A 20,280-nucleotide genomic window follows, 5' to 3' on the forward strand; every position below is an offset into this window, starting at 1 on the left:
ACTCACTTAACCCTGAACGCTGACGGCAGCCGCACTGGCTACCGCGCGCGCAACAGCCTCTTCCGTTGTCTCTGCGCAGGCCAGAGCAACACCTAAACGACGCTGACCTTCAATTTCGGGCTTGCCAAACAGGCGCAACTGCAAACCCGCCCCCAGTGCTGCTTCTACATTCGCAAACCGGACATTCTGGCTGGTTAACTGCGGCAGAATAACGGCTGAAGCAGAAGGGCCGTACTGGCGAATGGCCCCTACAGGCAGCCCCAGGAACGCGCGGACATGCAGGGCGAATTCTGACAGATCCTGCGAGATCAGCGTCACCATGCCGGTGTCGTGCGGACGCGGAGAGACTTCACTGAATACCACTTCATCGCCGCATACAAACAGCTCCACACCAAATAATCCATAGCCACCCAGTGCGTTGACCACGGTTTCCGCGATATGCTGGGCACGCTGTAGCGCCAGGTCGCTCATCTGCTGCGGCTGCCATGACTCACGGTAATCGCCGTCTTCCTGGCGATGACCGATAGGGGCGCAGAAATGAATGCCGTCAACGGCCCTGATGGTCAGCAGGGTGATTTCAAAATCAAACTTCACCACGCCTTCAACGATAACGCGTCCCGCCCCGGCGCGACCGCCTTGTTGCGCATAATCCCAGGCCTTATCCAGCTGGCTGGCATCGCGAATAAAACTCTGGCCTTTGCCGGATGAACTCATAACGGGTTTGACGATGCAGGGAAAACCAATCCCGGCGGCGGCAGCGACAAAATTTTCTTTGCTGTCGGCAAAGCGGTAGGTTGAAGTGGGCAGTGCCAGCTCCTCTGCGGCCAGACGACGAATGCCTTCGCGGTTCATGGTGAGGCGGGCAGCGCGGGCAGTGGGCACGACGCGCTGACCTTGCTGCTCCAGCTCCAGCAGTTTCTCTGTTGCGATGGCTTCAATCTCAGGCACCACGAAGTCTGGTTTCTCCTGGGCAATAACGGCGGCCAGTGCGTCGCCGTCCAGCATATTTATCACATGGCTACGGTGCGCTACATGCATCGCAGGCGCATTGGCGTAGCGGTCAACCGCAATCACTTCCACACCCAGACGCTGACATTCCAGCGCGACTTCTTTGCCCAGTTCTCCTGAGCCTAACAGCATGACGCGCGTGGCAGCAGGGCGTAGCGCAGTTCCGAGAGTCGTCATCATTTCACCTAAGCAGTCAACCAGTCAAAATTCGCGCGCAGTATAAACGAAAACGTTTGCGTTCTCACCCCTTGCGCACATTTCATCTCGTTTGCGCTACTTTTCCTGCTCTGACGTTTCCTGACATCTTTTTGGTAATGATGATGTTTCTGGATGGTAACGGGAGTAAATAATGAATAACTGGCTGCAACAGATTCAATCAGTACTGGCAAAAAAGAGCGGTGACGGCAAATCCGGCGGCGGGCTGAGTGAGATGCTGGCCCCCGGTGCGCTGGGTGGCCTGGCGGGATTGCTGGTGGCCAGTAAATCATCACGCAAGCTGTTAACTAAATATGGCGGCAAAGCCTTAATCATCGGCGGCGGGGCAGCAGCGGGCGCGGTGTTGTGGAACAAATACAAACAGCGGGTGCGTGAAACCCATCAGGACGAACCGGGTTTTGGTGAGTTACAGACGCCGGTTGATCAGCGCGCAGAGCGACTGGTCACGGCCTTGGTGTTTGCCGCCAAAAGCGACGGGCATATTGATGACCGTGAACGTGCGGCGATTGAGCAGAACATTCATCAGGCAGGCTATGGTCAGGATGCGGAGAAACTGATCCAGCAGGCCATGCAGCGGCCGCTGGACCCCGAATGGCTGGCGGCGGATGTTAAAAATGAAGAAGAAGCACTGGAACTCTATTTTCTCAGCTGTGCCGCCATTGATGTCGACCATTTTATGGAGCGCAGCTACCTGTCGGCACTGGGCGACGCGCTAAAAATTCCGCAGGATGTCCGAAAAGGTATCCAGCAGGATATTGATCAGCAGAAGGCCAGTTAACTCATGTCCGGGCCCGTATCAGGGCCCTGAACACGCTCATACTCACTATCCCTGACTTGGCATCTGAAGACATTAGTGCCACCCTTAATGTTGATGATGTTCAGCAGGATGGATGATATGAAAGCACCTGACGCGAAAAAAATACCTTACGAGATGTCGCTGCATGGCGAGACGCGGGTCGATAACTACTACTGGTTGCGCGATGACAAACGCGAAAACAGCGATGTGCTGGACTACCTGCGTGCTGAGAACAACTATGGTCAGAAAATCATGGCGTCACAGGAGCCATTACAAAACCGTATTCTCCACGAGATCATTGGCCGACTGCCGCCTCAGGACCATTCCGTTCCCTACGTAAAAAATGGCTACCGCTACCAAAGCCGTTATGAAAGTGGTAACGAATATGCCGCCTATTACCGGCAGCCTGCCAGTTATCAGGAAACTGATGAATGGACATTGCTGCTGGATGCCAATCAGCGGGCTTCGCACAGTGATTTTTATACCATGGGCGCGCTGCATATCAGCCCGGACAATCAGGTCATGGCCCTGGCAGAAGATTTCCTTTCCCGCCGCCAGTACGGCATTCGCTTTCGCAATCTGGAAAACGGGAGCTGGTATCCTGAGGTGCTGAATGATGCCTCTTCCAGCTTTGCCTGGGCGAATGATTCACGCACGCTCTACTATGTGCGCAAGCATCCGCAAACGTTGCTGTCTTACCAGCTCTGGCGGCATGAACTGGGCACGCCACAAAGCGATGACCAGCTGGTTTATGAAGAAAAGGATGATACCTTTCACCTCAGCATTCATAAAACCACCTCAAAACAGTTTATCCTGATCGTACTGGACAGTACCAATACCAGTGAAATTCAGCTGCTGGACGCCGATTTGCCGGACGCCCTCCCACAGGTCTTTCTGCCACGGCGACGCGATCACGAGTACAGCCTCGATCACTATGACTATACGTTTTTTATACGCTCAAACCGTGAAGGCAAAAATTTTGGCCTGTACCGCACGCGTTACCTCGACGAATCGCGTTGGGAAACCGTGATTCCCGCGCGTGACCATGTGGTGATGGAAGACTTTCAGCTCTTCCGTGACTGGCTGGTTGTCGAGGAACGCCAGCGCGGCCTTACCAGCCTGCGGCAAATGAACTGGCACACGGGCGAAACCAGCGGTATCGCATTTGACGATCCTACGTACGTAACCTGGCTGGCTTACAACCCCACGCCACGCACCAGTAAACTGCGCTATGGCTACTCCTCCATGACCACGCCTGCCACGCTGTTCGAACTGGATATGGACACGGGTGAACGCCGTATTTTAAAGCAGAGCAGCGTCAAAGACTTCAATCCGGATGAGTACAAAAGTGAACATCACTGGATTACCGTGACTGACGGCACCGAAGTGCCGGTCTCGCTGGTCTATAACCGCAAGTACTATCAGAAGGGACAGAACCCGATGCTGGTTTACGGTTATGGTGCCTATGGCAGCAGCATGGATGCGGACTTTAGCGTCAGCCGGCTGAGTTTGCTGGATCGCGGTTTTGTCTATGCACTTGTGCATGTGCGTGGCGGCGGTGAGCTGGGGCAACAGTGGTATGACGGCGGTCGTCTGCTCAATAAGATGAACAGTTTTACCGATTTTATTGACGTTACCCATGAACTGGTGGCAAGGGGTTTCGGGCACCCGGACCGGCTTTATGCCATGGGCGGCAGTGCGGGCGGACTGCTGATGGGGGCGGTCATCAATCTCGCACCGACGCTGTATCACGGCGTCGTTGCGCAGGTGCCGTTTGTCGATGTGTTAACCACCATGCTTGATGAATCAATTCCGCTGACCACGGGCGAGTATGACGAATGGGGCAACCCAAATGAGGCGAAGTATTACCACGCTATTCGTCAGTACAGCCCGTACGACAATATTGACGCCCGGCCCTGTCCTCATCTGCTGGTTACCACAGGCCTGCACGATTCACAGGTGCAGTACTGGGAACCGGCGAAATGGGTCGCAAAACTGCGTGAACATAAAACGGATGACACACTGCTCCTGCTCTGTACCGATATGGACTCGGGGCATGGGGGCAAGTCAGGGCGTTATAAAGCCTACGAAGGCGTCGCGCTGGAGCTGACCTTTATCATTGCACTGGCCCAGGGCAGTCTGCCCCCGCCTGACCTCAGGGAAGCTGACTGAGATATTTACGCAGCGCCTGTCGCAATGGCGGGCGCAAATCTTTAACGTTCTCAAGCATCCATTTCAGGTAACCCGGATCTTTGCGGGCAATAACGGCCAGCGCCTGGCCGCGATACTTACCAAACGGCAGTACATCATCGCGCTGGGCGGCAGGCTGAGAGCGCTGGCTCATTTCAGCGGCGCTCCAGCCAGACAGGTCCATAATGCGGATCAACAGGGCCGCCGTAACATAGCAGTCGTAAAGTGCGCGGTGAGCATGTAAATCTGCGGGCGGCGTCACTTCCAGCTTCAGACTGTGCCGCAGCGCCTGATTACCGTATTTGATACCTGGCCACAGCTGGCGTGCCAGCGTCATGGTGCAGATCCAGTCGCCGGCCATCTCAGGCAACATCCGGCGGTCGAAGCTGGCATTGTGCGCGACATAATATGCACTGCCGTGGTAGCGCGTAATGGCATCTTCAATCGGCGGCTTACCCATCACCATCGCTTCAGTGATGCGATGAACGGCCATCGCCTGGCGGCTGATAGGGCGGTCGGGTGAAACCAAATCGCTCATAGGATTGACGATCTGGCCGTCAATCACATCCACGGATGCCACTTCGACAACGCCGCCTTGCAGCCCGCAGGTTTCTGTATCAATGACACGTAACATTATTTCTGTTTAGGCTCGTAGGGCAGACGGGACAGATTCAGAGAGGCCTGGCGATAGTGCATTAAGCGCTGACGAAACCAGTCGCGCAGGGCTTCGGGTTGTTCACTGGCCACCATTTCAGCCACCACAGGCATGTTATAGCGTTCTTTAAATGCAACGCCTGCCGCCGCCAGATCAACGTTGACTTTGTCTTTCTCTTCCTGCGACAGCAAGGCAAGGTTATGACTCATGATATTCTCCTGATATGCGTGCGCAAAAGTAATGTTTTCCTCCGCCATACGCAAGGTAAAGGATAGCATTGCTGGCCTCGACAGTTAAATTGCAGCGGCGTATTCTTGCGCCACGTTTATGGCCTTACCAGGCGTTAACAGGATGATGTTATGAAGAAAACATTACTTTCGCATGGCGCAATGATCGCGTTTGCGACCTCGACACTGGCTTTTAGTCCGTTCGCGCTGGCGCACGCGCATCTTACGTCCTCTGTCCCCGCCGCAAAAGCCGAAATATCGCCCGCGCCGCAGCAGATAACCCTGAATTTTACGGAAGATGTTGAGCCCGCGTTCAGCGGCGTTGAGGTGGTGGATGCTCAGCATAAAACGATTGCGGGCAAGATCAGCCGCGATAAAGCCCGGCATAACCAGTTACGGGTTAACTTCGCTCAGCCGCTGACTCAGGGCGCGTATCAGGTAAACTGGCATGTGCTGTCCGTGGACGGGCATAAAACAAACGGAAACTATACGTTCACCGTGAAGTAATCCTGTGACGACACTGTGGGTAGTGCTGCGGGCACTGCATTTTACGGCGGTTATAGTACTGGTCGGCAGCCATTTTTGTACGACGCTGCTGGCGCCCGTTTCGTTACGGGCGGCGCTGATATCGCGCCTGTCACGCCTGATGACAGGCAGTGCAATCCTGGCACTCCTGACTGCGCTGTGTATGCTGGCCGCGCAGACGGCATTGATGAGTGGCGACTGGCACAACCTGGCCGTGCCGGACGTATGGATGGCGGTGCTGTCTACACACTGGGGCGCGGTGTGGCAATGGCAACTCCTCTTTTCGTTGTGCAGCGTAGCCGCTATCCTGATGCGTGACCCGCAGCGGCAGTGGATCGGGTGGCTGACCAGTCTGCTACAGTGTGGTTGTCTGGCGCTCATCGGCCATGCCGCGATGCGGGAGGGGTTAGCTGGCATCGCGCAACAAGGTAATCACGTTGTACATCTGATCGCCGCATCTTTTTGGACGGGTGGCCTGGTGCCGTTACTGGTGTTGATGCAGATGGCACGGAACATTGCCTTCCGAACCACCGCAATCCGCACGATGATGCGTTTTTCCCGCTACGGGCATCTGGCTGTGGCCCTGACGCTGGTCACCGGACTGGTAAACAGCCTGCTGATTGCAGGCTGGCCGGGTGACTGGTCGCTTAACCGTTATGTTGTACTGTTGCTCTGTAAAGTCGCGCTGGTGGGCCTTATGGTGATGATTGCGCTCTGGAACCGCTACCGATTAGTTCCGCGTTTTCATGTCGCTGGCCTGGGCGCACAGCAGCAGTTTATTCGCATGACTCAGCTGGAAATTGTGCTGGCATGCGGCGTAGTGGGGTTGGTGAGTGTGTTTGCTACGCTGTCGCCAACCTGAAATGACCGACATTCAAGAAAGGAACGTTATGTTGCTGAAAAAAGCGATCCCTGCATTGCTGTTATTCACACTGGCTGGCCAGGCGCTGGCGGCACAAATTATCACCGTCAGCCGCTTCGAAATTGGCAAAGAGAAGTGGCCCTTTAACCGGGAAGAGGTGATGTTAACCTGCGAGAAAGACGGCGCGCTGTTTGCGATTAACCCCAGCACGCTGATGCAGTATCCCCTCAACGACAAAGCGGATGCGCAGTTCAAGGCCGGTCAGGTTAAAGCGCAGCCGATCAGCGTGATTCAGGCTCCGGATAAAGCCCATCCGGATCAGATGATGAGTCTGCAGCCCATCGTCGATCGTGCTCAGGCGCTGTGCGCGAAATAACACGCGATACGGCAGGGTTGTCAGCAAAATTGTTTAGCCGATCACAAACCTGTCGGTTTTTTGCACAGCGCCGCTGCGCTGGCTGGAAAATCTCCTGTCTTGGCCTACGCTTTACAGGCAAGGCGAAAGCCTGAACGAATGCCAACTTTTAGCGCACGGCTCCTTGAGAGCCCTTTCCCTGGACCGAATACCTGGAATAGTGTTCGGTCTTTTTTTATACCCGACGCGTCTTAATATCCATCCCGGCCGCAAAACAGCCAAAACGCACCTGGCGCTGTCATCTTCCCGTCCTTGATCTCCCCCTGTAATCCCGCCACATTAGCGTTTCGCATTCTGATTTTCGTTACGGAGAGAAGCATGTCGTCTGAACAGCAAATCGCCTTACTGAAACGCATTGATGACCGCTACCGGATGCTGACCGGCAGCGGGTTATACTGTCCTGAGCACGTAGCCGATCGTTACCGCTGGCTCCACGAGGATGCGCCGTACAGTATTCTCGCGCATAACCGTGAGGCCGATCCGGTTTTTGTCTATGCCAACCGCTGTGCGCTGGATTGTTTTCACTACAGCCTGGCGGAGATGCTGCAACTGCCCTCACGGCTCAGCGCCGGGCCTGCCGACAGGGCGGAGCGGCAGCGTTTGCTGGACAGCGTGAGGCGCAATGGCATCGCCACAGGTTATAGTGGCCCGCGCGTCAATAAACAGGGTGAGACCTTCACCATCTACGAGGGTGAAGTCTGGCAGTCAGAAGAACACGAAGCGGACTGGGGGCAGGCTGCCTTGTTCTGGCCTCGTCCCCGTCAGTCGAGAAAGTAAAATAACGTCGTGCCACGTCATACCTTACCTGCGATGACGTGGCGCAATGGCATGCGTTACACGCGGAAGGCTTCTACCATGCCGCGCAGCGCATGGGCCTGCTCGGACAGAGATTGTGAAGCCGAAGACGATTCTTCCACCAGTGCCGCGTTATTCTGCGTTACGCTGTCCATCTGACTCACCGCGACGCTGACCTGTGAAATGCCCTGCATCTGTTCGGCGGAGGCAAGGGAAATTTCATCCATCGCACTCGCGAGGTCGCCCACCATGCTGACAATTTTCAGGATACTTTCACCCGTACCGTTGGCCACTTTGACGCCGCTTCCCACTTGCTCCACCGCCTGCTCAATCAGGGATTTTATCTCTTTTGCGGCAGTGGCGCTGCGCTGGGCCAGCGTGCGGACTTCGCCTGCCACGACCGCAAACCCGCGTCCCTGTTCACCCGCCCGCGCGGCTTCAACGGCGGCATTCAGCGCAAGAATATTGGTCTGAAAAGCAATGCCTTCTATCACGCCGGTGATATCGCGAATTTTGGCGGCGCTCAGGGAAATATCGTTCATGGTTTCTGACATCCGGTGGACATCACTCTCACCGCTGCGGGCCAGCTCTGCCGTTTCACGCGCCGTTGAGGCCGTAGTTTGAGCACCGGCGGTATTACTTTTTACCGTCGCAGTTAACTGCTCCATGCTGGCCGCCGTTTCCTGCAAGGCAGCAGCCTGCTGTTCAGTACGCGAGGAGAGTTCGGTATTTCCCTGGGCGATTTCCTCTGCCGCCAGGGCAACATTGCCCGACGTTTGTTTAATTTCTGAGACCAGCCCGCGCAGCTTCGCCTGCATACCATCCAGGGACGCAAGCAGGCTGGTGGTGTCATGACGACGCAGCGAAACGCTGGATGTCAGGTCACCTGCCGCAATTGCAGCGGCCAGCGCCTGCGCCTGGGCGGGCTCACCGCCCAGTTGACGCATCAGCACACGCGTAATCACATAGCCGGTTGCTACCGAGAACAGGACAGAAAGCACGGCTAACAGCACCAGCGTTACCGACGCCCGGCTGGTGGACTGGCTGTTAACTTCGACGGCGTTACGGCTGCTATACATCAGAATATCGGTGGCTTTATTAAGCGCATCCAGCATATTTCGCTGCAGTGGACGCAGGGTCGTCATGAGATAGCGCGTCGCTTCTGTTTGCTCATTTTTTAGTCCCAGTTGCCCGGCCGTCACGAAGGACGCCATCATCGGTGCTTCAAGTTCCCTGATATGATTCAGGGCAGCCTGTTCTTCCGCTGTAGACTGAGTCTGCATCATGGTTTCAAGCGTCTCGCGGTTTTGAATGAACAATGCTTTCTGCGTATTAAGGCGCTGTAACTCTGGCTGCATTTCTTTGTCGTCGGTGAGCAGGGCCAGGTTTCGCACGGCTATCGCCAGATCGCGCAGTCCGCCACGCATATCCAGAATAAGTTGGTATTTTCTCATTTTGCTGTTCACGACATCGTCCATGCCTGTTTTGGCATGATGCAGGGAGGTCAGAGAAACGGCAGTACAGAGGATCAAAAGGAGAATGAGCAGGCCGAAACCTGTCGCAAGCCGTGTAGAGATTTTCATAATAAGATTCCTGATAAGGAGCGGTTTCGTTCTCTATCGGCATCAGAAGCATAAATAATTAATGGAAAATGCAAAATTTACATAAATATCTTTAATATTTTATTTTGCACCATTGAAAATGATCTTAATCAATAAATGGTAAGATAAAAGGATTTCATTGCGAAGGAGGGGGTAAATGATGAAAAAACAAAGAATTTCTTTATGTATTACATTGGGAAAACATGTGTTTTTGAGGTGATAGATAAATATAAGTGGTGATTCCTCCCTAACCCTGATGCGCCGTACAGCCTGGGCCGAATCCGGACCCGAAAAACGTTAAGCTCAGCACGTTTTTGCGATGCGTAAGGGGTAAGCGCTTGTCTTTTTGCTGAAGCGTGAGGGGCGATTGTCCCGAGCCCACACAGGCCGCGACCGTCATGTGTGTCCCCTGGGTGACTTAAAATATGTGAGGCAGGTAACAATATTGACGAAAATTTTAAGTTTATCAGACACTCCCTTACCCTGATTTCTTCACCATAGCGACTCCATTCACAGCATGGGATAGCACAATGCGGAAATCATTAGCAGTGGCCTGGATGTTTTTGATTGTCTCGTTTGGTTCTGCCGCACAAAGCCTGGTACACAGCAGGCACGATCCGACGCATCTCGTCGGACTGAAAACGTACAGTAGCCTTGCCGATACGCCGGAATCACCGGATGAGCATGTGAGGGAAAAGCAGCATGATGTAGGCAATGCATTATGATGTGAGGATAAAAATGGCTCGCCCCGGCGAGCCATATTGGTATTACAGGGCAGGTTTGGGAGCCAGCACTTTTTTGCCCAGTCTGATGCCCGGTTTCTCAACATACTGGTACAGCAAAGAGGCCAGGCCATACGTCAGCGGCAGAGATACGGCACAGACAATCAGGAAACGCGTGACATCACTCTGGTAAGCAATATCCGTTTGTTTCAGCAACAGCGCGATAGCCGGAATCACAATCAGCAGATGCAGCAAATACACGGAAAAAGAGACATCGCCCAGCCATGTACTCAGGCGGTTGTTTAACACCTTACGTGGAAGCTGAATGATCCGCGCCATCAGACTGTTTTCCTGATACTGCCACAGCACCGCCGCCATGCCGATAATCATCAAGGCTTCCATCACCACCTGAAGTTTGATCGCGCCTAACCCGATAAACACGCTGACCACCGGGCCAGCAAGGGCAAAGACCACATAGAGCAGGGACCTGCGCCGTACGGCCTCCGCCAGTAGCATGCCCGAAATAAACATATTGAGTTTAATCAGAATCATGGACGGCATTTCAAAGGCTTCGTAATAGTCAGGCAGCAGATAACGGCCGGCACAGCTCAGCGCCATGATGCACAGCAATGCCGGGGCATAACCGAAGCGCATCACCGCCAGCATGATAAAGGGAAACAGCAGATAAAACTGCATTTCCAGCCCGATACTCCAGTCGGGCAGCGTGGTGTTAAAGCCATAGGCGGGCAGGACGCCAAACAGAAAAGAGAAATGCGTCACGACATTCATGAGTGACTGATCGGCATAGCGTGAGGCATCGGTCGCTGTGCCCGAATAAACATGTGCGATCGTGTCGCGCATCTCGCCAAACCAGGGGCCAGAGATGAGCGCGACCGCCAGCAGCAGATAGTAAAGCGGGGCGATGCGAAAAAAACGCCGTAGCCAGAATTTCTTGATGGTTTCCGGGCTTTGCCACGGCTCTTTTTCCTGACGTTCGACATAGTTTTTTGCCATCAGGTAGCCCGAAAGCAGGATAAACAGATCCACACCAATCCCCGGAGAAGAGAGTAAAGTGATATGGCAATGGATAAGCAAGCTTATGTGTCCCAGCAGTACCCAAAGAGAAGCAATCCCCCGTAACCCTTCCAGTTCCGTGGACCATCCTCGCGTTGCAGACATGGTAAAACCTCGTTAATCAATTATTTATACTGGATCCAAAGGCATCACTAAGCCCTAACAGTCGGATCAAGTCCACCTGCAATGATAAAAGTAAGAGGATTCTGACATTATGATGAATAATCGATCTGCGTGATAATACACACACCTTTGAGTGGCTCAGAAGTGACTGTCGATGACAAAGGTCAACCCCTTTCTCTGACGGGCCTGCCACTGGGGATAAGAGGGACGTATTTTCATAAACAGCAGGGCAGGACAGCATTGCAGACGTACGGGTAAAGGGCGGAAAGGGGACGTCTGCGTCCCCTGTTCTCAGGCCAGTTTCAGCATAACCATGCCCAGCAACAGCAGAGCCAGGCCCGCCCAGCCTTTGCGGTTCAGGCGCTGACCAAAGAGAATGCCGCCTGCAGCAACGGTGGCGACGAGACCAAACCCGCCCCAGAGCGCGTAAGCCACGGAAAGATCGATACCTTTCACGGCCTGCGACAGCGCACTGAATGCCAGCAGCACACAGCCCAACGACGCGATGCCGGGCAGGGGCTTTTTAAAACCGTTGCTGTACTTGAGCATGATATTGGCGGCAATTTCCAGCAGGACAGCCAGTGCCAGCCAGGCAAAATGAATCAGATCAGGCAGGGTCATGATCGGCCTCCTTCTTGCTGCCGGTTTTCATCAGCAGAATGCCGACAATCAAGGTGACCAGACCGCAGATTTTCAGCGGCGATACGGTTTCATCAAACAGATGCACGCTAAACAGCGTGATCAGCATAATGCCGATACCTTCCCAGAGGGCATAAGCGACCCCCAGTGCGATACGTTTGATGGCAAAACTCAGGAAGATATACGAACAGGCAATCATGCCCAGCATAATCAGATAGCCGCTCTGGCTTTGATTCAGGCTGGACCATTTCATGGTCAGGGTACCCATGATTTCCGCAACAATAGCGAGTGCTAATAATCCCCATGCGCGCATGGTTTTTTCTCCACAACTAGCGTCGTAATTAACCTACCGTGATGCCACGGCAGAAAGGAATAAACGAGCGGAAAGGGGACTAAAGCGCGCTGCGCCAGTGCTGATCGAGGGCGTTAACGCTGAGTAATGCGAGGAACGAAAGGGCGGTAAAACGGGGAATGAACATCCTGCTCATAATTTCACAATGCATCCACGTTATTGCTTCTCTTCAGTGGACGGGTAAAGCCTCCGGTAATAAACACCCACACTTTATACCACCACCGGCGTTAAAAGCACAGCGCGATATTGTAAGTTGAATTGACATAAATCAGAGCAATCATGCTTATTATTCTGATTAATGTAGGTGATAAGTGCAGAAAAAAGAAATAAGCCGGACAGTTGTCCGGCTTAAGGTCAGGGAGGCGATCAGGCTGACCGCTCAGGTGCCTTACGCACTGGTGCATCGCCTGCAACATAGTAGTCTGCGGTACTGCGCGGCAGTGGTTGACGACCACGGATGCAGTCGGCGATTTTTTCACCGATCATGATGGTGGTCGCATTCAGGTTGCCCGTAATAATTAATGGCATTATGGATGCATCGACCACGCGCAAACCTTCCAGTCCATGTACGCGGCCTTCGCCATCAACCACCGCCATCTCGTCGTTACCCATCTTACAGGTTCCGCAAGGATGGTAAGCCGTTTCGCCATGGTTACGCACGAATTCATCCAGCTCCTCGTCCGTCTGGCATTCAATGCCCGGGCTGATCTCACGGCCACGGTATTTATCCAGCGCAGGCTGATTGATGATTTCACGTGTGATACGAATCGCATCACGGAACTCATGCCAGTCCTGTTCATGCGACATGTAGTTGAACAGAATTGCGGGATGGCGACGCGGATCGCGGGACTTCAGGCGCACATGTCCGCGGCTGGGTGAACGCATTGAGCCCACGTGACACTGAAAACCGTGCGCATCGACCGCATTCGAGCCGTTGTAGTTAATCGCTACCGGCAGGAAGTGGTACTGAATATTCGGCCAGGTAAACTCTTCACGGCTGCGAATAAAGCCACCCGCTTCGAACTGGTTACTGGCACCCACGCCCGTGCCGTTAAACAGCCACTCTGCGCCGATCTTCGGCTGATTCCACCACTTCAGTGCGGGATACAGAGAGACGGGCTCCTTGCATTCATACTGCAGGTACATTTCAAGGTGATCCTGCAGGTTCTCACCTACGCCCGGCAGGTCATGGACGACCGGGATGTCAAACTGCTGTAACAGTTCGGACGATCCCACACCCGAGCGCTGTAAAATTTGTGGCGAAGCAATGGCACCCGCACACAGTAGCACTTCGCGTCGCGCATGAACGGTGTGCAGCGTATTACTGTCACCGATCATATATTCCACGCCAATTGCACGCTTGCCTTCAAACAAAATACGGTCAGTGGTGGCATGGGTCACGATTTTCAGGTTCGGTCGGCGTTTCGCCTGGTCAAGATAACCGCGCGCGGTGCTGGAACGTCGGCCTTCTGGCGTGACGAAGCGGTCCATCGGCCCAAAGCCTTCCTGCTGATAACCATTCAGGTCATCTGTGCGCGGATAGCCGGCCTGAACGCCTGCCTGAATCATTGCTTCAAACAGCACGTTGTTGCCTTTCTTCGGCGTGGTCACGCTGACCGGACCATCGCCGCCGTGGTAGTCATTGGCACCGGTATCGCGCGTTTCTGACTTGCGATAGTAGGGCAGACAGTCCAGATAGCTCCAGTTTTCCAGGCCGGGCATGCTTGCCCAGTTGTCCAGATCCATCGCGTTACCCCGGATATAACACATGCCGTTGATCAGCGAAGAACCGCCCAGGCCTTTACCCCGACCACACTCCATGCGGCGGTTGTTCATATACGGCTCAGGCTCAGTTTCATACGCCCAGTTATACCGTTTTCCCTGCAAAGGGTACGCCAGGGCCGCTGGCATCTGCGTCCGAAAATCGAAACGATAATCAGGCCCACCCGCTTCCAGCAGCAGAACATTCACGCTACTGTCTTCAGTCAGTCGGGTGGCCAACACATTCCCTGCGGATCCGGCTCCAATGATAATGTAATCAAATTCCATTCGTCGCTCCTCAGGTAAGGGGATTAAAAGACAGACTGAAAGCGCGTCAGCTCAACCTGAACCGACTTCACCTGGGTGTAATTCTGCAACGTCATCAAGCCGTTTTCACGACCGACGCCAGAATGCTTGTAACCGCCGACAGGCATTTCAGCGGCAGATTCACCCCAGGTGTTAATCCAGCAGATGCCCGCTTCAATCTGATGAATGACACGGTGCGCACGATTCAGATCCCGGGTCACCAGACCCGCGGCCAGACCATATTCGGTATCGTTAGCGCGACGTATCACTTCCTCTTCCGAGGTGTAACTCAGGATCGACATCACCGGCCCGAAAATTTCCTCACGGACAATTTTCATGTCGTCGCGGCAGTCGCTGAATACGGTTGGTGCCACCCACGCGCCCTGATCAAACCCGTCACCGGTTAAGCGTTTACCGCCACACAGCAGACGGGCACCTTCTGCAATACCGGACTCAATAAAGCGCATCACGTTGTCACGGTGGCTGAAGCTGACCAGCGGACCAAAGTTCGTCTCGGGATCGCGCAGATCGCCCGCTTTGATACGGGCAACACGTTCTACGATTTTGGCTTCGAACGCAGACTGCAATGCGGCCGGGACAAAAACGCGGGTACCGTTGGTACATACCTGGCCGGAACTGTAGAAGTTAGCCATCATGGCGATGTCGGCGGCCAAATCGAGATCGGCGTCATCAAAGATGATCAGCGGGGATTTGCCGCCCAGCTCCATGGTGACGTCCTTCAGGGTCGATCCTGCCGCATTTGCCATGACTTTTTTGCCGCTGACGACACCGCCGGTAAATGACACTTTATCGATACCCGGATGCTCGGTAAGCAGTTGACCGGTAACCGCGCCGGTACCAGGCAGCACGTTGAAAACGCCGTCCGGCACACCGGCTTCGGTGTAAATCTCAGCCAGTTTCAGGGCCGTCAGCGGTGTGACCTCGCTGGGTTTGAAAATCATGGCATTGCCTGCGGCGAGGGCCGGGGCAGATTTCCACAGGGCAATCTGAATCGGGTAATTCCACGCGCCAATACCGGCGACCACGCCTAAGGGTTCACGGCGGGTATACACAAACGCGGTATCACGCAGAGGAATTTGCTGGCCTTCCAGCGCAGGGATCAGCCCAGCGTAATACTCCAGCACATCGGCACCGGTAACGATGTCGACGCTGGCGGTTTCACTGAACGGCTTACCGGTATCAAGCATTTCCAGTTCAGCCAGCTCATCATTGCGCTCGCGCAGAATATCTACGGCCCGACGCAGAATGCGTGAGCGTTCCATGGCGGTCATGGCTGCCCAGATTTTTTGCCCTTTTCTGGCCGCCGCCACAGCGCGATCGACATCCTCGCGCCCGGCAATCTGGACATCAGCCAGTACTTCGCCGTTGACCGGATTAATCGTCTGGAAGGTTTCTCCAGACGTCGCGGCAACATAAGTACCATTGATGTAGAGGTGTTGTTCGGTGAATCGGGACATAATTTCTCCTGGTTCCGTTACGCGTGTTCGCCTGCTAACTGCTGGCGAATAAATTGAGTGGTCAGTGTCCGTGCTGTCGTCGGGTCAAAGGGCTTACCGCTTAATGCTGCGCGTAGCCACAGGCCATCAATCATGGCGGCCAGCCCGTGAGCGGCAAGCCTGGCCCTGTCCCTGGGCAACTGGCGGCGAAACTCCACGGCCAGCGATGAAAAAAGACGGCGATGACTGACCCGTTCCAGACGTTGAAGCTGAGGCTGGTGCATACTGCTTGACCAAAAGTCCAGCCAGGCTTTCATCACTGCGCGTTCGACCTGACTTTCGTCGAAGTTTCCCTCAACGATTGCGCGCAGTCGTTCTTCGGCGGGGGCGTTGGCTAACGGCTGCAGGCGACGGGCAACTGCCTCACGTAGTTGCCGGGTGACGTCGCGCATCGTGGCTTCCAGCAATCCGTTCTTGTCCTTGAAATAGTGGCTGATGATGCCAGTTGACACGCCCGCGCGTCGGGCAATCTGAGCAATGGTGGCATCATTAATACCTACGTCATTTATCGTTGCCAGCGTCGCATCGATCAGCTGTCGACGTCGTATTGGCTGCATCCCTACCTTTGGCATTGCGTTCGCTCCCACCCAAAATCAGTCCCCTATTTAATCTTTTTTTGATTGGATGTTCAATATAAATAGAAACCTTGTTAGGATGCTGTGTCTTAAAAGTTGAGTAAGTGAAGCGGTAAGTGTGGCAGATTCGTTAGTTTTGACCAGAATGTAACGGCAGGAAACGAAGCGTAAAAAACACTTACCCCTCGGGACACCGGATGTTTTTACCGGTTTGAACTCTTGCAAAATTGATAAGCCAACAACCAGAGGTAAACGATGATGAGTCCACCAGCGAGTGAAAAAGACAGAATCAACCCCGTGGTGTTCTACACCTCCGCAGGATTGATTCTGACCTTTTCACTCATCACTATTTTATTCAGCAGCGAAGCCGCCAACTGGATACTGAGGGCGGTAAACTGGGTGTCCGAAGCGTTTGGCTGGTATTACATGTTGGCCGCCACGCTTTATATCGTGTTCGTGGTGTATATCGCCTGTTCCCGTTTTGGCTCAATCAAACTCGGGCCTGAGCAGTCGAAACCGGAATTCAGCATACTGAGCTGGTCGGCAATGCTGTTTGCCGCCGGTATCGGGATAGACCTGATGTTTTTCTCGGTGGCGGAACCGGTTTCGCAGTATATGCAGCCGCCGGAAGGGGCAGGGCAAACGCTTGAAGCGGCCCGTCAGGCGATGGTCTGGACCCTGTTCCACTATGGCTTAACCGGCTGGTCAATGTACGCCCTGATGGGGATTGCCCTTGGCTATTTCAGCTACCGCTACAATCTGCCCTTAACCATCCGTTCCGCCCTGTATCCCATTTTTGGTAAACGCATTAACGGTCCCATCGGCCACAGCGTAGACATTGCCGCGGTAATAGGGACGATCTTTGGTATCGCTACCACGCTGGGAATTGGTGTGGTGCAGTTAAACTATGGGCTGAAGGTCCTGTTCGATATTCCGGAAGGATTAACGGCGCAGACGGCATTGATTATTCTGTCGGTGATCATTGCCACCATTTCCGTGACGTCGGGCGTTGACAAAGGCATTCGTATTTTATCGGAACTGAATGTGGCGCTGGCTCTCGGCCTGATTCTGTTCGTCCTGTTCGCTGGCAATACCGGCTTCCTGCTTAACGCACTGGTGCTCAACGTAGGGGATTACATCAATCGCTTTATGGGCATGACGCTGAATACGTTTGCCTTTGACCGGCCAACAGAGTGGATGAACAGCTGGACCCTGTTTTTCTGGGCCTGGTGGGTGGCCTGGTCGCCGTTCGTGGGCCTGTTTCTGGCACGTATCTCCCGTGGCCGTACCATCCGTGAGTTTGTGCTCGGTACGCTGGTGATTCCTTTTACCTTTACGCTGCTGTGGCTGTCGGTCTTTGGTAACGCGGCCCTGTATGAAATCCTTCATGGCGATGCAGGTTTTGCACAGGAAGTGATGGGCCATGCGGAACGCGGTTTCTACAGTCTTTTGGCGCAGTACCCGGCCTTCAAGCTGAGTGCTTCCGTCGCGACCATTACCGGTATGTTGTTCTATGTGACCTCGGCGGATTCCGGTTCGCTGGTGCTGGGTAATTTCACCTCCAAACTGAAAGACATCAACAGTGATGCGCCGAACTGGCTGCGTATATTCTGGTCAGTCGCCATCGGCGTCCTGACGCTGAGTATGCTGATGACCAACGGCATTACGGCGCTGCAAAATACCACGGTCATCATGGGGCTGCCGTTCAGTTTCGTCATCTTCTTCGTGATGGCAGGGCTGTATAAATCGCTCAAGGTGGAAGATTATCGCCGCGTGAGTGCGACGCGGGATACGGCACCTTATCTGGCACATGCTACTGACCGCCTGACCTGGAAAAAACGGCTGTCGCGCCTGATGAACTATCCTGGCTCGCGCTACACCCTGAAAATGATGGATGACACGATCTTTCCCGCCATGGAGGACGTGGCAAAAGAGCTGGAGCTGCGTGGCGCGCGCGTCACGCTGGACCGCGTGGCCGCCGACGGGGAGCATCCTCTGGGTTATCTGGACCTGCGCGTACAGCTGGGCGAGGAGCAGGATTTCCTCTATCAGGTCTGGCCACAGCAGTATTCCATTCCGGGCTTTACCTACCGCGCGCGCAGCGGGAAATCTACCTATTACCGGCTGGAGACGTTCCTGCTGGAGGGCAGTCAGGGTAATGACCTGATGGATTACAGCAAAGAGCAGGTGATCATCGATATACTCGATCAGTATGAGCGCCACTTGAACTTTATTCATCTGCATCGAGAGGCACCGGGCAGCAACATTACGTTCCCCAGCGCCTGATCCCACAGCCCGTTAGCCGCCAGGTTAACGGGTTTTTTATGGCTGACGGAAAACCCGGCCGCGTAAACATGGTCCACAGCCAGTCAGGTTTTGCCGGAGGCCTACGATACATCCGGGAACAGGGAAATGTGTCATCACTGCCGTCCACGTGACAACGGGAGTTTACTGTCGGAATTGTCCCGACCTAAAGCGGGGCAAATTCAACTATCTTTAAACTTTACAGGACACCAATGACTGTTGTGGACAGGGAGTCGTATGCGAAAAATTCTAAGAACATTTCTGCCGCTTTACACCACCACGTTGTTGATGCTGTTGGGCTCAGGGTTACTCACTACCTACGTGTCACTGCGTCTGGCCCATGATCAGGTTAATGGTGCGCTGATTGGGGCCATCATTGCGGCAAACTATATTGGCCTGGTGATCGGTGGCAAGGTGGGTCACAACCTGATTGCGCGCGTCGGTCATATTCGTGCCTATGTAGCCTGTGCCGGCATTATCACGGCGTCAGTGATCGGACACGGGCTGACAGATTTTATCCCCCTCTGGGTTTTCCTGCGCCTGATCATCGGGCTGTGCATGATGTGCCAGTACATGGTGCTGGAAAGCTGGCTTAACGACCAGGCGGAATCGTCACAGCGTGGGCTAATCTTTGGCTTCTATATGGTGGCGACCTACCTTGGCTTAAGTAGCGGTCAGGTGGTGCTGACCTTACAAAGTGACTTTGGTCTTCATACGTTGTTAATCGTGGCGCTCTGTTTTGCCCTCTGTCTGGTGCCGATTGCGCTGACGACGCGCACGCATGTTCGCGCGATGTCACCTGCGCCGATGGAACTGGGCTACTTTCTTCGCACCATCCCTAAATTACTCAGCACCACCTTATTAACCGGTATGGTCGTCGGCGCCTTTTATGGCCTGGCGCCGGTGTATGCCAGCAGCAAGGGATTCAGCGATGCGCAGACCGGTATTTTTATGAGTCTGACGATCTTTGCCGGGCTGGTATCGCAGTTTCCTTTAAGCTGGCTGTCCGACCGTTACGATCGTCAGCGGCTGCTGTTTTATATTGCGGCGCTGCTGGCGCTGGCCTGTTTGCCGCTGGTGTTGCTGCCCAGGCTGTCATTTCACTGGGTGCTCGGCATCGCCTTTCTTGCCAGCATGATGCAGTTTGCCCTCTATCCTTTGCAGGTGGCGCTGGCAAACGATCAGGTGGCGGCGGAGCAGCGCGTTTCACTGACGGCCTGTCTGCTGATGGCGTTTGGTATCGGAGCCAGTATCGGCCCGTTGCTGGTGGGCTCGCTGATGCAGCCTTTCGGCAGTAACATGCTTTATCTGTTCTTCACGGTGTGCACCCTGTTGATTGCTGTGCTGAGCTATGTGAAGAAAGCGCCGCTTCCGTTACCGACTACCGAGGTACCTTTGCCCCACGTGGTGTTACCGGACAGCCTGGCTACCTCGCCTTTAGGCGCGGCGCTTAACCCGGTGCTGGAAGACGAGGCGATTCAGGCGGCGATGGTCACCAGTGATGAGGAGGGCGCAGAGGACGAGGGTGAGAATGAGGACGAAGGCGACGTGACCCAGGCGCGCGACGATGAAAGCCGCAGCAGGGCCACGTCAGGTTCCACATCTTCTGACGGATAA

The 20,280-nt window shown here is 54.4% G+C and carries 19 protein-coding genes; 9 read left to right on the top strand and 10 right to left on the bottom strand.

Annotated features, from left to right (window positions below):
* Positions 1 to 6 precede the first annotated feature (6 nt).
* Positions 7 to 1,185, bottom strand: a complete 1,179-nt coding sequence (purT, locus tag GC087_RS10575) for a formate-dependent phosphoribosylglycinamide formyltransferase (protein ID WP_039343220.1) — start codon at positions 1,183 to 1,185, stop codon at positions 7 to 9.
* 172 nt (positions 1,186 to 1,357) lie between these two features.
* Here purT and GC087_RS10580 point away from each other — a divergent pair, with 172 nt between their 5' ends.
* Both GC087_RS10580 and GC087_RS10585 read left to right on the top strand, forming a co-directional pair.
* Positions 1,358 to 2,002, top strand: coding sequence for a tellurite resistance TerB family protein (locus GC087_RS10580; protein ID WP_205951952.1), 645 nt, complete (start codon positions 1,358 to 1,360; stop codon positions 2,000 to 2,002).
* Positions 2,003 to 2,119: 117 nt separating this feature from the next.
* The gene (locus GC087_RS10585) at positions 2,120 to 4,192 is read left to right on the top strand and encodes a prolyl oligopeptidase family serine peptidase (protein ID WP_324030521.1); all 2,073 of its coding nucleotides are present in this window, start codon (positions 2,120 to 2,122) and stop codon (positions 4,190 to 4,192) included.
* Here GC087_RS10585 and exoX read toward each other — a convergent pair.
* Positions 4,176 to 4,844, bottom strand: coding sequence for an exodeoxyribonuclease X (gene exoX / locus GC087_RS10590; protein ID WP_033741958.1), 669 nt, complete (start codon positions 4,842 to 4,844; stop codon positions 4,176 to 4,178). The two genes, GC087_RS10585 and exoX, sit on opposite strands and share 17 nt — an antisense overlap.
* Positions 4,844 to 5,074, bottom strand: a complete 231-nt coding sequence (locus GC087_RS10595; protein ID WP_006120290.1) for a DNA polymerase III subunit theta — start codon at positions 5,072 to 5,074, stop codon at positions 4,844 to 4,846. Before GC087_RS10595 ends, exoX begins: the two co-directional genes overlap by 1 nt.
* Positions 5,075 to 5,224: 150 nt before the next feature.
* On the opposite strand from GC087_RS10595, the gene copC reads away from it, so the two are divergent.
* The 4 genes from copC to GC087_RS10615 all read left to right on the top strand — a co-directional run bounded on the left by copC (position 5,225) and on the right by GC087_RS10615 (position 7,671).
* On the top strand, positions 5,225 to 5,599 hold the full coding sequence (gene copC / locus GC087_RS10600) for a copper homeostasis periplasmic binding protein CopC (protein ID WP_033741957.1): 375 nt from the start codon (positions 5,225 to 5,227) through the stop codon (positions 5,597 to 5,599).
* Between the two features lie 4 nt (positions 5,600 to 5,603).
* Positions 5,604 to 6,479, top strand: coding sequence for a copper homeostasis membrane protein CopD (gene copD, locus GC087_RS10605; protein ID WP_033741956.1), 876 nt, complete (start codon positions 5,604 to 5,606; stop codon positions 6,477 to 6,479).
* 28 nt (positions 6,480 to 6,507) lie between these two features.
* Positions 6,508 to 6,855, top strand: a complete 348-nt coding sequence (locus tag GC087_RS10610) for a YebY family protein (RefSeq protein ID WP_058708054.1) — start codon at positions 6,508 to 6,510, stop codon at positions 6,853 to 6,855.
* Between the two features lie 357 nt (positions 6,856 to 7,212).
* A complete protein-coding gene (locus GC087_RS10615; RefSeq protein WP_033741953.1) occupies positions 7,213 to 7,671 on the top strand; it encodes an MEKHLA domain-containing protein in 459 nt (152 codons plus the stop codon).
* A 56-nt stretch (positions 7,672 to 7,727) separates the two neighbouring features.
* Here GC087_RS10615 and GC087_RS10620 read toward each other — a convergent pair whose 3' ends face one another.
* Positions 7,728 to 9,272 (bottom strand): methyl-accepting chemotaxis protein, encoded by a 1,545-nt coding sequence (locus tag GC087_RS10620; RefSeq protein WP_033741952.1) that lies wholly within the window; start codon positions 9,270 to 9,272, stop codon positions 7,728 to 7,730.
* A gap of 548 nt (positions 9,273 to 9,820) precedes the next feature.
* Here GC087_RS10620 and GC087_RS10625 point away from each other — a divergent pair.
* Positions 9,821 to 10,015 carry a hypothetical protein gene (locus GC087_RS10625; RefSeq protein ID WP_006120296.1) on the top strand — a complete coding sequence of 65 codons (195 nt, stop codon included), beginning with the start codon at positions 9,821 to 9,823 and terminating at the stop codon, positions 10,013 to 10,015.
* A 42-nt stretch (positions 10,016 to 10,057) separates the two neighbouring features.
* On the opposite strand, the gene GC087_RS10630 is transcribed toward GC087_RS10625, so the two are convergent.
* The 6 genes from GC087_RS10630 to betI form a co-directional block, all read right to left on the bottom strand.
* Positions 10,058 to 11,191 carry an acyltransferase family protein gene (locus GC087_RS10630; protein WP_324030523.1) on the bottom strand — a complete coding sequence of 378 codons (1,134 nt, stop codon included), beginning with the start codon at positions 11,189 to 11,191 and terminating at the stop codon, positions 10,058 to 10,060.
* A gap of 309 nt (positions 11,192 to 11,500) precedes the next feature.
* A complete protein-coding gene (gene mdtI, locus GC087_RS10635) occupies positions 11,501 to 11,830 on the bottom strand; it encodes a multidrug/spermidine efflux SMR transporter subunit MdtI (RefSeq protein WP_033741950.1) in 330 nt (109 codons plus the stop codon).
* Positions 11,817 to 12,161, bottom strand: a complete 345-nt coding sequence (gene mdtJ, locus GC087_RS10640; RefSeq protein ID WP_006120299.1) for a multidrug/spermidine efflux SMR transporter subunit MdtJ — start codon at positions 12,159 to 12,161, stop codon at positions 11,817 to 11,819. The genes mdtI and mdtJ overlap by 14 nt, the downstream gene beginning before the upstream one ends.
* 405 nt (positions 12,162 to 12,566) lie before the next feature.
* Positions 12,567 to 14,249 carry a choline dehydrogenase gene (betA, locus tag GC087_RS10645; RefSeq protein ID WP_054633655.1) on the bottom strand — a complete coding sequence of 561 codons (1,683 nt, stop codon included), beginning with the start codon at positions 14,247 to 14,249 and terminating at the stop codon, positions 12,567 to 12,569.
* 23 nt (positions 14,250 to 14,272) lie between these two features.
* Positions 14,273 to 15,745 carry a betaine-aldehyde dehydrogenase gene (gene betB, locus GC087_RS10650; RefSeq protein ID WP_006120301.1) on the bottom strand — a complete coding sequence of 491 codons (1,473 nt, stop codon included), beginning with the start codon at positions 15,743 to 15,745 and terminating at the stop codon, positions 14,273 to 14,275.
* A gap of 17 nt (positions 15,746 to 15,762) precedes the next feature.
* Positions 15,763 to 16,356, bottom strand: coding sequence for a transcriptional regulator BetI (gene betI, locus GC087_RS10655; RefSeq protein WP_006120302.1), 594 nt, complete (start codon positions 16,354 to 16,356; stop codon positions 15,763 to 15,765).
* Positions 16,357 to 16,614: 258 nt separating this feature from the next.
* On the opposite strand from betI, the gene GC087_RS10660 reads away from it, so the two are divergent.
* A complete protein-coding gene (locus tag GC087_RS10660) occupies positions 16,615 to 18,645 on the top strand; it encodes a choline transporter (RefSeq protein ID WP_054633657.1) in 2,031 nt (676 codons plus the stop codon).
* 255 nt (positions 18,646 to 18,900) lie between these two features.
* The gene (locus tag GC087_RS10665; RefSeq protein ID WP_324030525.1) at positions 18,901 to 20,280 is read left to right on the top strand and encodes an MFS transporter; all 1,380 of its coding nucleotides are present in this window, start codon (positions 18,901 to 18,903) and stop codon (positions 20,278 to 20,280) included.

Source organism: Pantoea sp. JZ2 (assembly GCF_035191405.1).
GTDB lineage: Bacteria > Pseudomonadota > Gammaproteobacteria > Enterobacterales > Enterobacteriaceae > Pantoea > Pantoea stewartii.

Excerpts from the sequence above, each read along its gene's own strand:
- betI (WP_006120302.1), bottom strand. The coding sequence starts at position 16,356 with ATGCCAAAGGTAGGGATGCAGCCAATACGACGTCGACAGCTGATCGAT.
- betB (WP_006120301.1), bottom strand. The coding sequence starts at position 15,745 with ATGTCCCGATTCACCGAACAACACCTCTACATCAATGGTACTTATGTT.
- GC087_RS10585 (WP_324030521.1), top strand. The coding sequence starts at position 2,120 with ATGAAAGCACCTGACGCGAAAAAAATACCTTACGAGATGTCGCTGCAT.
- exoX (WP_033741958.1), bottom strand. The coding sequence starts at position 4,844 with ATGTTACGTGTCATTGATACAGAAACCTGCGGGCTGCAAGGCGGCGTT.
- GC087_RS10615 (WP_033741953.1), top strand. The coding sequence starts at position 7,213 with ATGTCGTCTGAACAGCAAATCGCCTTACTGAAACGCATTGATGACCGC.
- mdtI (WP_033741950.1), bottom strand. The coding sequence starts at position 11,830 with ATGACCCTGCCTGATCTGATTCATTTTGCCTGGCTGGCACTGGCTGTC.
- GC087_RS10620 (WP_033741952.1), bottom strand. The coding sequence starts at position 9,272 with ATGAAAATCTCTACACGGCTTGCGACAGGTTTCGGCCTGCTCATTCTC.
- GC087_RS10630 (WP_324030523.1), bottom strand. The coding sequence starts at position 11,191 with ATGTCTGCAACGCGAGGATGGTCCACGGAACTGGAAGGGTTACGGGGG.
- GC087_RS10625 (WP_006120296.1), top strand. The coding sequence starts at position 9,821 with ATGCGGAAATCATTAGCAGTGGCCTGGATGTTTTTGATTGTCTCGTTT.
- purT (WP_039343220.1), bottom strand. The coding sequence starts at position 1,185 with ATGACGACTCTCGGAACTGCGCTACGCCCTGCTGCCACGCGCGTCATG.
- GC087_RS10665 (WP_324030525.1), top strand. The coding sequence starts at position 18,901 with ATGCGAAAAATTCTAAGAACATTTCTGCCGCTTTACACCACCACGTTG.
- GC087_RS10595 (WP_006120290.1), bottom strand. The coding sequence starts at position 5,074 with ATGAGTCATAACCTTGCCTTGCTGTCGCAGGAAGAGAAAGACAAAGTC.
- GC087_RS10660 (WP_054633657.1), top strand. The coding sequence starts at position 16,615 with ATGATGAGTCCACCAGCGAGTGAAAAAGACAGAATCAACCCCGTGGTG.
- GC087_RS10580 (WP_205951952.1), top strand. The coding sequence starts at position 1,358 with ATGAATAACTGGCTGCAACAGATTCAATCAGTACTGGCAAAAAAGAGC.
- betA (WP_054633655.1), bottom strand. The coding sequence starts at position 14,249 with ATGGAATTTGATTACATTATCATTGGAGCCGGATCCGCAGGGAATGTG.
- GC087_RS10610 (WP_058708054.1), top strand. The coding sequence starts at position 6,508 with ATGTTGCTGAAAAAAGCGATCCCTGCATTGCTGTTATTCACACTGGCT.
- mdtJ (WP_006120299.1), bottom strand. The coding sequence starts at position 12,161 with ATGCGCGCATGGGGATTATTAGCACTCGCTATTGTTGCGGAAATCATG.
- copC (WP_033741957.1), top strand. The coding sequence starts at position 5,225 with ATGAAGAAAACATTACTTTCGCATGGCGCAATGATCGCGTTTGCGACC.